This window comes from Methylobacterium sp. Leaf361 (assembly GCF_001424445.1).
Classification (GTDB): Bacteria; Pseudomonadota; Alphaproteobacteria; order Rhizobiales; family Beijerinckiaceae; genus Methylobacterium.
On sequence record NZ_LMPY01000051.1, the window covers coordinates 1 to 11,317 of the forward strand.

Genomic DNA, 11,317 nt, shown 5'->3' on the forward strand with positions numbered 1-11,317 from the left:
GCCATACGCCCTGACATTGACATGTGACGGAGCTCCCATTCCGCTCCGTATGTCGCCTTCACACCGTCTGCCGGAAGGTGCCGCCCAAACAGCGCTTACCGTAATCCTCCGAGATTTTAGGATTACAACGAGCGTTGCCATTCTAGCTGATTATATATACGCAATACTAATACAAATGATAGTCGAGCACGTCATTTCGGCGACGCATATTGCTGTCCGCGACCGAAGCGCGACGCGGTTGGACCTCCTCCCTCAGCGGTGTCGTGACCGGCCGCACGCAGCAACGGCAGGCCGCAGGCTCGGTATTCTTTACCGACGCTCGGGTCTGCAACCCATAATTGTACTGCCGGTTACGCATCAAAACCGGAGGTGCCCATGTCGTCGTCCCCTCTCGCCGCGCTCAACCCGTCGTCACGCTCGCTTGAGTGGCTGGTCGGGTCCAGCGCGCTACTGTCCTCCACCGCACTGTCGACCGGCCAATTGACGAGTCTCGGTCCGATTACCTCGCTCATCGAGAGTGCCGTCGACGTCGGTGCGGCGGACGAGGGCGGATCACTGCTTCCCGGCGCGCTGGCCGATACCGCGAACCAGATCGTCCTCGACACCCATGCGCAGCTCGAGAACGCGGGTCATCAGGTCGCGGCGCTGAACGGCCCGCTCCACGGTCTGACCAATCTCGGCGAGACGGTCGGGCTCGGTCATATCGGCGAGGCCGGCAACCTGATCACGGACCTGACCGGCGCCGTCGCCAACCCGACCGATGCCGGCAGCGTCGTCCCGGTGTTGAACGATGCCGGGCAGGTCGCCGAGGCTGCCGAAACCTTGCTGAATACTGTCACGGCCCTGCCCGTGGCCGGCAACGGCCTTGTCGGCTCCGGCGGCACGCTCGCGCCGGCGGTGGGGATTCTCAACCAAGCCGTCCTCGACCTGCACACGACGCTGGAGGATGTCGGCCATCAGGTCCCCGTGCTCAACGCGCCGATCCACGCCCTCACCGGCCTCGGCGAGGCGGTCGGCCTCGGTCGCATCGGCGAGGCGGGCAATCTCCTGACCGACACGCTCGCCGTGCCGGGATCGCTCCTCAATGGCGGCGGCCTCGGCTCGGCCACACCGGTCCTCGCGGATCTCGGTTCCATCCTCGAAGCGACCGACACGCTGATCACCTCCGTCACCGGGGCCGCAACGGCCGGCGGGCTGCTCGCGTCGGGCGGCCTTCTCGCCCCGGTCGCGAACCTCGCGAACACCGCCGTCCTCGACGTCCACATGACCCTCGAGAATCTCGGGCACGAGGTCCCGCTGCTGAACGGCGCTGTCCACGGCCTGACCAATCTCGGCGAGACCCTCGGACTCGGCCATCTGGGCGAAGGCGGAAACCTGCTGACCGACGCCGCGGCCCTGCCCGGTGCCCTGCTGGGCGGCCAGGGGCTCGGCGCATTGTCCCCGATCCTCGGCGATGTCGGCGCGGTGGCCGGTGCGGCCGGCGGACTGCTCGGCGGCGTCACCGGCATCGTCGGCGACCTGGGGGGAGCGGGCGCGCCGGGCGCGGGCAGTCTCCTCACCCCCGTCACCGCCGCGGTGGATGGTCTGCTCGGCACCGTGACCGGCGGCGCTCCGGACGGAACCGGCACCCTGCTCGGGCCGAACGCGCCGCTGCAGCCGGTGGGCGCTGTCGCCAACACGCTGATCGACACCGTCCACGGGGCGCTGGAGCAGGTCGGACACGACGTGCCGCTCCTCAACGACCCGCTCCACGCGGTGATCGCGTTGGGCAACACGGTCGGACTGGGGGAACTCGGCGACAGCCACAACCTGCTCACCGACACCATCAACCTGCCCGGCGCGATCCTGACCGGGAACGCGCCCGGAGGCGTGGCGCAGGTCATCGACGACCCCGGGCACGTGGCGGGCGCGCTGGGCGGCGTCGTCGGCTCGGCGACCGGCCTCCTCGACTCGGCCGGCGGCGGTTTCGGATCCGGCCTGCCGGGCGGCGGTCTCCTGGCACCAGTCACCTCCGCCCTCGGCGGCTTGACGGGGGACCAGGGTGCCGGAGCCCTCGACGGTCTCCTGGGCGGCCTGGACGGAGGCCCGGGTTCCGGCGCGGCCGGCGCGCTGCTCGGGACGCACGCGCCGCTGCAGCCGGTCGGAGACGTCGCCAATACGCTGATCGACGGCGTCCATGCGGCCCTGGAACAGGTCGGCCACGATGTGCCGGTCCTGAACGATCCGCTCCACGCCGTGATCAATCTCGGAACCACGGTCGGCCTGGGGGAGCTCGGCGGGTCGAGCAACCTCGTGACCGATGTCGTCAACCTGCCGGGGGCGGTCCTTAACGGCGACGGAGGCCCCGCGGTGGCGCAGGTCGCGAGCGATCTCGGGTCCGTGGCGGAGGCGGCTGGCGGCGTCGTGGGCTCGGTGGCGGGGATCCTTCCCGCGGCCGGCGGTGACGGCCATCAGGCGGGCTCCCCGGTCGACGGCGTCGTCGCGACCGTGACCACGGTCCTGGGCGGGGGCGAGACCGGTGGGGAAGGGAGCGCCGTCGGCAACCTGCTCGGCACGCTCACCGGCGGCACGTCGGGCGAGCCGGGAGCCGAGACCCACCCGTTGATCGACGTGTCGGCGGGCCCGACGACCCCGACGCCGGTGGCGGACGTCGCCGTGCTCACGCCCGCCGCCGATCCGGCCCACACCGTCGACGTGAGCGCGGTCGCGGTGAGGGCCGATCAGCCGAGTCTGGCCACGGCGAACCTGCTCAGCGGCGACAGCATCCACCTGCCGCAGACGGGCGGCGGTGCCGACTCCCTCGTCGGCCACCTCGTGGACGCGGTGTCGGGAACCTCCGCCGCGCCGGCCGAGGCGGGCGCCGCCCAGGGCGTGAGCGTCGATCTCGGCGTCGCCACGATCGATCTCGGCGGCCACACCGAGGTCCAGCACACGGACCCGACTCCCCACACGGCCACGAGCGGCCTGCACCTGCTCGGCCTGTGAAACGCGGCCCCCGCCGCCGACGCGGCGGGGGCTTCCGCGACGCCGGGGCCCGACCCGCTTCGGCTCGAACCGCTCCGCTGACGTGCCAAGCCGAGGGATCGACCTGTGACCGATGAACGCGTGTTGCGTGTCGCGAAGCGGCGCGAGTTCTGGTCCGCCGTCAGGGCCGGGCGCACGTGCCTGATCACCGTGATGATCGTCAGCGGTCTGATCAATCTGCTGATGCTCACGGCCCCGATCTTCATGCTGCAGGTCTACGACCGGGTGCTGCCGAGCCGGAGCATCGCGACGCTCGTCGGTCTCGCCGGCATCACGCTGATGCTGCTCGTGATCCAGAGCGTCTTCGAGATCTTCCGTGCCCGGATCCTGGCGCGCTTCGCGCGCCTCGTCGACGAGCGCCTCGGTCCGCGGATCTTCCGGACGCTGCTGGTCCGCGGCGCCGAGATGCCGCGCAGCGATGACGGGCCCCAGGCCCTGCGCGATCTCGACACCGTCCGCGGCTTCGTGTCGAGCATGGCGGTCAGCGCCTTCTTCGACCTGCCCTGGGTGCCGCTCTACGTCGCGGTCTGCTTCCTGTTCCATCCCTGGCTCGGCGCGGCGGTGGCCGGGGGTGCCCTGTTCCTGTGCGTGCTGACGATCCTCACGGACTGGGCCTCGTCCGCGTCCACCCAGGAGGCCGTCCGAACGGCCGGTGAGCGCCGGTCCTTCACCGACATGGCGCACCGGACGGCACCGCTGCTGTCGGCGCTCGGGATGCGGTCCCGCATCGCGGAGCTCTGGCAGGTCCGGGCCCGGCGGAACCTCGACGTCGCGGCGTACGGGAACGACCTGGCCATCGGCTTCGGCACGACGGCGCGCCTGCTGCGCACGGTGCTGCAATCCGGCATCCTCGGCCTGGGCGCCTTCCTCGTGGTGCGCGAGGAGGCGACGGCCGGCGTGATGCTGGCCGCCACGATCCTGTCCGCGCGCGCCCTCGCGCCGGTCGACCTGGCGATCGCCAACTGGAAGTCGTTCTCGGGCGCCCGGCAGGCCTGGGGCCGCCTCGTCGCGTTCCTGCCCCGGCGGGAGCCCGCCGCCCTCACGCCGCTCCCGGCGCCGCGGGAGAGCGTGCGCGTGACGGCCCTGTCGATCGCGGCGCCCGGGACCGACACCCTGGTGCTCCACGACGTCAACGTCGCCCTCGCGCCCGGAAGCGCCCTCGGGGTGATCGGGGCCAGCGGCTCCGGCAAATCCACCTTCGCCCGTGCCCTCGTCGGACTGGCGCGCCCGAACCGCGGCGTGATCCGCCTCGACGGCGCGGCGATCGATCAGTGGGATCCCGATGCCCTCGGGCGCGCGGTCGGCTACCTGCCGCAGGACATCGAGATGTTCGACGGCACGATCACCGAGAACATCACGCGCTTCGATCCCGAGCCCAACCCCGAGGCCCTGCTGGCGGCTGCCCGGGCCGCCGGCGTGCACGAGGTCGTGCTCCGGCTGCCGGGCGGCTACGACGCCCGCGTCGGTACCGGCGGCCTGGGCCTCTCCGGCGGTCAGCGGCAGCGGATCGCGCTCGCGCGGGCGCTGTACGGCGATCCGTTCCTCGTGGTCCTCGACGAGCCGAACTCGAATCTCGACGTCGACGGCGATCGCGCCCTGTCCGCCGCCGTGCAGGGCGTGCGCGCCCGCGGCGGCATCGTCGTGGTGATCGCGCACCGGCCGAGCGCCCTGGCGGCGATCGATCGCATCCTGGTCCTCGGGGACGGGCGCGTGCAGCTGCACGGCCCGCGCGACGAAGTTCTGTCGAAGCTGAACGCCCTGACGCGGCAGACGCCCACGAGGGTCGCATGACGACGGATCGCACGCCTGACGGGCCGGCTACGGATCCGACATACGAGACGCGCCGCTCCTTGCGGCGGCACGTCGCCGGCGTCGCCGCCGTGATCGTGGTCGCCACGGGCGCGGGGGCCTGGACGGCGGCGACGGAATTGTCCGGCGCCATCATCGCCACGGGCTCGCTGGTGGTCGAGAGCAACATCAAGAAGGTCCAGCATCCGACCGGCGGCGTCGTCGCCGAACTGCCGGTTCAGGAGGGCGCGCGCGTCCAGGCGGGCGACCTGCTGGTCCGCCTGGACGCGACCACCGCCAAGGCCACCTACGACAGCGTCACCAAGAGCCTGTGGGAGATCGCGGCGCGCAACGCCCGGCTGGAGGCCGAACGGGACGGCCGCGCGAGCCTCGCCATCGCCCCCGAACTGGAGGGAGCCGGACCGGATGTGGCCAGGATCGTCGACGGCGAGCGCAAGCTGTTCCGCTTCCGACAGGACGCGCTCCAGGGCCAGAAGGCGCAGCTCCGCGAGCGGGTCGGGCAACTGAACGAGGAGATCAAAGGCCTGTCCGAGCAGGCCGCCGCGAAGGAGCAGGAGACCGCGATCATCGGGCGGGAGTACGAGGGTGTCGAGGATCTCTGGCGGAAGAACCTCATCCAGCTGACCCGGCTCACGAGCCTCCAGCGCGACATGTCCCGCCTGAAAGGCGAGCGCGGCGTCCTCGTCGCCAACATCGCGCAGACCAAGGGCAAGGTCTCGGAGACCGAGCTGCAGATCATCCAGCTCGAGCAGAATCTCCGCAGCGACGTCGCGAAGGAGCTGGCCGAGAACCGCGCCAAGGCGGCGACGCTGACCGAGCAGCGGATCACGGCCTTCGACCAGCTGCAGCGCATCGAGATCCGCGCGCCGCAGACCGGCTACGTGCACGAACTCGCGGTCCACACCCGCGGCGGTGTGATCTCCCCGGGCGAGCCGATCATGCTGATCGTGCCGACCGCGGATTCCCTCGTCGCCGAGGTACGTGTGGCGCCGCAGGACATCGACCGGTTGCAGACCGGTCAGGCCGCGGGGTTGCGCTTCCCGAGCTTCGACCAGCGGACGACACCCGAGCTCAACGCGCGCGTGACCCGGATCGCGGCCGATGTGAGCGAGGACAAGCGGACCGGCAGCTTCTACTACCTCGTTCGCATGGGCGTGACGAAGGAGGAGATGAAGCGACTGGACGGGGCCAAGTTGATGCCCGGCATGCCCGTGGAGGCCTTCATCCGCACGGCTGACCGAACGGTGCTGTCCTACCTCACCAAGCCGCTCGTCGATCAAGCCCGGCGGGCATTCCGGGAGAAGTGAGATCCGCCCGGTCGCCCGCATGGACGGTCACGGAACCTGCCGAGATCGCGGAGCCGATCCCTACAGGACCGACTGTGTCGCGCTCGGCGAAACGCCGGTCTGAGCACGGGGAAGCACCGGCCAACGCACGTCCGCCTTCGCGGGCGGCGCGCATGCGAGAAGCCATTCCGCTTCCACCTGCTGCATTTGTTCAACGCGGGCTGTGGAGCATCATCGCCTGGCGGCGGACGCACTGGGCAGGGGGCCACGGTGCGGAGGCGTGGGGTCACGAAACCTCACAACGAGCACGGCTGCGAGCGCGGCGGTGACCGCGAGAATCGCGATCGTCGTGAGTCGGTCAGGCGGTCTCCGCTTCATGGCCACGTCTTAGCAGCTGCGCCTGCTCCTCGCAGGATGCGGACCTGACACGCCCCGACGCGCCCGGCTCCGATCGGGCGCCGGCCGGCGCCGTGCCGATCCCGGTGCACATGGCTCGGCGCTGCGACCTTCTCCGATCCTGCTACCAGTTGGTGTCAGACGCCCGCGGCCCGATGGGTTCGCAGGAGACGAACAGGCTCACGAACCAGAACAGGGTCATGGCGGCGATCGCCGCCGCGGTCCCGAACAGGGGGCTGACGATCAGCGCGGCCAGCACGCCATGCTTCCACATCAGGGTAATCGCGATGAGCCAGCCGAGGCTCGCGGCGATAGATACCCGGATGATGCAGCATTCGGATGCCTGCATCACAACCTCCAAGTTCCATATACAACGCATACGTGCATGAAACGGTGATGGTTCAATGTGGCAAACTGCTGGGTTCGTGAGGGATCAGCTGCTCGGCACTGCCGAGCCGGGGCCGACGGCCCCTTCTCACGCGCGCGACAGCGGGTGAGACAATTCGGCATCCTCCACGTTCGATCGTCCGTCACACGAAGTGCGGCGGCAGGATCATGACCTGGGCGTGCACGACGAGACTGAACGCCATGGCGGCCGTCACGACGGCGTCGACGAAACGGTTCGTCAGGGTGATCGGCTTGGTCATCGTGGCCCCGTCAGCTCGGCTGTTCCGAGGCGGCCTTATGGTCAAGCTGGATGTCGCGAGGATTGCTCCGATTGTTGCATGAGGCTGGCAGGATCGACCTGCGCCAGCCGGGGCGCTCGGATTCCGGTCTCCCGCTTCGCGACGACGCTCTCATCGCGGTCCTTCGCGAGAGGCCGACCGCCGGGACGTCAGCCAAGCCCTGCCGCATCCGGAGCAGGCGGAAGGAGCGGTCTGCCGCTCAGCACCGACGCGGGCCTCGCGCCCAGCAGCGTACGCAGCCTCCGCGGGTCTTCCGTGTCTTCGGTCTTCGGGTATCGGGCGTTCTCCGTGTTGAGGAGGTCTACAGCCCGCTTCAGAGCAGGTCCGGGGGCGGCACGGACCATGAGGTGGCGAGGTTCGAGGCCGGAGACGCGCTGCTGAGACCCGCGCCCGCCTCACATTGGATCGCGGCGAGGGTCGCTCGCCGCCGCTGAGGCGAGAACGCGTTACCGGTCACCCTGTCGGGCGCCGGCATCCTGCTGTGTTCACAAGGCCATCGGCAGGTGGGCAACGCAACGGCGGGTGCTGCTCAGGTTCTGCGTAATCCGAACCCGAGGCGCCGGGGGATTTCCCGTTGAGGTGACGCTAATCCGACATATACCACTTTTAGTTGCATTAGCCATCTGGAAGAGGGGGCGGCGCGTCAGATGTCGGAAGCCATCCTTGCACGCGATCAACGGACGGAGTGGTTGCCCAGAAGCCGGCTCGGTCTCCTGATTTTCGTGCCGGGCGCACTGCTGTGGATCTCGATCGTCCTCTGCATGCTGCCGATCACAGTACTCGCATTCCCTGCGGAATGGATGTTCAAGAACAGGCCGAACCTCCATGCGACAGCCGTGACGATTCTCGTGTGCCTCGGCGCAGCCAATGTCGTGATCGCTCCGGCGACCGTGCTCTACCTCCTGTATGCCTGACTGGCGGGCGGGCTATGTGCTCCGCCGCAGGAACCAAGCTTGCGGACATCGCCTCGGTACGCTGATGCGACGGTGAATCATGGCTCACATCGAGACAGTGTCGGCTCAGGATCAATCCATGCGTCCCTGGATGGATCGCTTCCTCACGATGATCATGGTCGCAGGCGGCGTGGCGACGGTGGTGTGGATCGCCACGATGCTGGTGGTCGGCTGGCAAATGGCCGTCGTGCTGATGGGCCTGAGTGCGGTCTGACAGGCGTCCCTGCCTGAGGGTTGACGCCACTGCTCCCGAGACGCCAGTTCCGCGACGGGGTGCGGGACTACGAGCGCCCGATGGCGAAGCTGAGCGGGGTCAACCTCCACCGCCGCCCCCTCCCCCTGTTCCGGGTCCGCCGAGATTGCCGTCCTTGTTCGGCGTGTTCCAGTGGATGATCCCGTCGCCGGCGGGACGCGGCGCGGTATTGGGCGGCCGCGGGAAGGCGAAGGGGGAGAACGCAGTCGCGCCGCGCGGGGCGGGGCTGCTCGCTCGAGAACGCCGCGCGACAGCTTCGGTGCTCACGAAGCCCGCGAGCGCGACAACGAGCCACCTGATCGCCGCGCTATGCATGATCGACTTGCCTCGCGCTGAGGTGCGCCACCGAGCGGCGACGGTTGTGCGCAGGGTAGCAGGATCGCTGCGCTTTCGCAGCGGCAACCCGTGTCCCTCCGTCTCGTCAGCGCGCGCAGGACGTCCGATGCCGTGTAGCGGTTCGCTTCTGCTTCCAGCTTGGCGAAAGCCAGCTTCGAGGTTCGGTCAATGGCCACAAACAGGTCGAGTTTGCCTTCTTCTGTCCTGACCTCGGCGATATCGATGTGCATGTAGCCATGGGGTGATCGGCGAAGCGCTTCTTCTCGGGCTTGTCGCCTTCCGTCCGAGGCTGTGTCAAAACTCGGATGTGCTGGGAAACCGTAGAACAAACGTCTCCGCAGCGGCCGGGAGGGATCCCCGGCGCGACTGACTGATGGCAACTCGGGTTTTGACACAGCCTCGTCCGGTAGGCGACTGATGCCGTGCCGCTCCAGGCAGCGGTGCAGCGACGAGGGGGTCAGGTGCGGGATCGTGGGCTGTAGGCCGTAGAGGCAGTCGTCCAGCGGCAGTAGGGTATGCCGGCGGAAGGCGACGATGATGACCTCCTCCTTTGGGGTCAGAACCGTCGAACGGGACTGCTTCGGCCCCATAGCGGCATCGCCTGTCGTCTGCCGCGTTCGCCACTTCTGGACTGTCGTCGGGGCATCCCTCGCAGCATGACGGTCGACCGTACCACCACACCGCGGGATCAAACATCGAGGGTCTTGCCTGTAGCGGCCGAGCCATCGATGCTGCGCCGCAGCGGATGGCCTACGACGGGAGCGACCCTTGGAAACGATCGGCCGTGACCTGCGGGAGATGCAGCGCATACCCCTCGCTGCATCGCATGTCGCCGCATTGCGGGCGATCGGGGCCGAGAAGCACTACTCCGCAGGCGCCTTTCTCGTCCGTGCCGGTGAGCCAGCCGATCGCTTCGTGTATGTCGAGGCCGGCGAGATCGAAGTCGTGAATCCCTTCACGGACGAGCGCCATCTCTCATCCACCCTCGGTCCGACCCAGTTCATGGGCGAAATCTCGTTCCTGAACGGCGGCGTTTGGTCGATGCCCATGCGGGCGAGCGCAGATACGGTCGTCACCGAGGTGCCGCGCCCCGAGATGCTGCGACTGATGTCCGAGATCCCGGAGATGTCGGACATCATCATCACAGTCCTCGCCGCACGGCGGCGGCGGCAGCTCGACTCGCACGACGGCACGCTCGTGCTCATCGGCGAGGACGACGACCGGAGCGTACGGCGGATCGCCGAGTTCGCGAGCCGCAACCGGCTTCCCTACAGGACCTATCCGTTGGGCAGCCCGGAAGCGGCAAGCGTCGCAACGGCCTGCTCGATCTCGGCAAACCGACCGGCGGTCATCTTCGGCCGGGACGTGGTCGTGACCGAGCCTACGCCCGCCAAGGTCGCGCGGCTGCTCGGCCTCGACTACAACCTCGTCGACGACGAGGCCTTCGACGTCCTCATCGTGGGCGGCGGGCCGGCCGGGGTGGCAGCGGGCGTCTATGCGGGTGCGGAGGGGCTGCGCGCGTTGGTCATCGAGGATGTGGCGATCGGCGGTCAGGCCGGCACATCGAGCCGGATCGAGAACTACATGGGCTTCCCGACCGGGATCTCGGGCGCCGACCTCGTCTGGCGCGGCGAGATCCAGGCGATGAAGTTTGGCACTCGCTTCGCGATGCCGCGACGGGTGGCGAAGTTGGAGCGGCTCGAGGACGGATCGTTCTGTGCGACGTTTGACAACGGCCGGCGCGTTCGGGGACAGGCCGTCGTCGTCGCGACCGGCGTCCAGTACCGAAGGTTGCCGATCGACCGCCTCGAAGCGTTCGAGGGCGCCGGCATCTACTACGCTGCGACGGAGATCGAGGCGCGCTACTGCCGGAATGCCGAGGCAATCATTATTGGCGGCGGCAACTCGGCGGGCCAGGCTGCGATGTATCTCAGCCGCTCAGCGCGACACGTTCGCCTCCTGGTGCGCGGGCAATCGCTCGCCACCTCCATGTCGAGGTATCTGTCGAGCCGGCTCGAGGCAGACCCGGCGATCACGATCGAGTACGGGGCCGAAGTCACCGACCTGCACGGCGACGACCATCTCGACGCGGTCACGATCCGCACCGGCGCCGACGGAGCGACGCGCAGGATCTCGACCTGCGCCGTGTTCGTCATGGTGGGCGCCGCCCCCAATACCGGCTGGCTCTCGGGGCTCGTCGAGCTCGATGAACACGGCTTCGTCCTGACCGGAGACGCGATCGGCGCGCATTCGCCTTACGCGACGTCGCATCCGGGAATCTTCGCGGTCGGCGACGTCCGCGCCAGCTCCGTCAAGCGGGTCGCAGCCTCGGTCGGCGAGGGATCGGTCGTCATCTCCAAGGTGTGGGAGCACGTTCGGTCGTAGAGTTCGCCGCCCGGGACGCACACGATCGGAGCGCCGGATCGACGAACGGCCGTTTCTGGGAAGCTCTGCTGACTATCTGCCAGACTGTTTCGGGTGGATGAACGAACCCGCTCGCGCGGGAGGGGTGGCAGCGTCGACGTCGGCGGGTTGAGCCGAAGGCCCTGCGCCGATTGAGCGTCGCCCGGCCCG

7 protein-coding genes and 1 pseudogene are annotated in these 11,317 nt (G+C 69.0%); 6 read left to right on the plus strand and 2 right to left on the minus strand.

The genetic code is table 11. From position 1 onward, the window contains the following. The first annotated feature begins 375 nt into the window (after positions 1-375). The 3 genes from ASG32_RS35710 to ASG32_RS26570 all read left to right on the plus strand — a co-directional run bounded on the left by ASG32_RS35710 (position 376) and on the right by ASG32_RS26570 (position 6,140). A complete protein-coding gene (locus ASG32_RS35710) occupies positions 376-2,985 on the plus strand; it encodes a hypothetical protein (protein ID WP_056532263.1) in 2,610 nt (869 codons plus the stop codon). A 120-nt stretch (positions 2,986-3,105) separates the two neighbouring features. Continuing rightward, positions 3,106-4,815: a type I secretion system permease/ATPase gene (locus tag ASG32_RS26565; protein ID WP_244492228.1), complete on the plus strand. Its 1,710-nt coding sequence runs from the start codon at positions 3,106-3,108 to the stop codon at positions 4,813-4,815. Beyond that, positions 4,812-6,140 (plus strand): HlyD family type I secretion periplasmic adaptor subunit, encoded by a 1,329-nt coding sequence (locus ASG32_RS26570; protein ID WP_056532267.1) that lies wholly within the window; start codon positions 4,812-4,814, stop codon positions 6,138-6,140. Before ASG32_RS26565 ends, ASG32_RS26570 begins: the two co-directional genes overlap by 4 nt. A 499-nt stretch (positions 6,141-6,639) precedes the next feature. On the opposite strand, the gene ASG32_RS26575 is transcribed toward ASG32_RS26570, so the two are convergent. Next, positions 6,640-6,864 carry a hypothetical protein gene (locus tag ASG32_RS26575; protein WP_056532269.1) on the minus strand — a complete coding sequence of 75 codons (225 nt, stop codon included), beginning with the start codon at positions 6,862-6,864 and terminating at the stop codon, positions 6,640-6,642. Between the two features lie 984 nt (positions 6,865-7,848). Between ASG32_RS26575 and ASG32_RS26585 the strand changes: the two genes are divergently transcribed. Both ASG32_RS26585 and ASG32_RS34190 read left to right on the plus strand, forming a co-directional pair. Continuing rightward, complete coding sequence (locus ASG32_RS26585) at positions 7,849-8,115, plus strand: hypothetical protein (protein ID WP_056532273.1); 267 nt, start codon at positions 7,849-7,851, stop codon at positions 8,113-8,115. Between the two features lie 79 nt (positions 8,116-8,194). Continuing rightward, on the plus strand, positions 8,195-8,368 hold the full coding sequence (locus ASG32_RS34190) for a hypothetical protein (RefSeq protein WP_157862079.1): 174 nt from the start codon (positions 8,195-8,197) through the stop codon (positions 8,366-8,368). A gap of 509 nt (positions 8,369-8,877) precedes the next feature. Here ASG32_RS34190 and ASG32_RS35395 read toward each other — a convergent pair. After that, positions 8,878-9,333 (minus strand): annotated as a pseudogene (locus ASG32_RS35395) (hypothetical protein); the annotation flags it as partial. A gap of 178 nt (positions 9,334-9,511) precedes the next feature. On the opposite strand from ASG32_RS35395, the gene ASG32_RS26590 reads away from it, so the two are divergent. Next, the gene (locus tag ASG32_RS26590; protein WP_056532275.1) at positions 9,512-11,128 is read left to right on the plus strand and encodes an FAD-dependent oxidoreductase; all 1,617 of its coding nucleotides are present in this window, start codon (positions 9,512-9,514) and stop codon (positions 11,126-11,128) included. Positions 11,129-11,317: the final 189 nt, after the last annotated feature.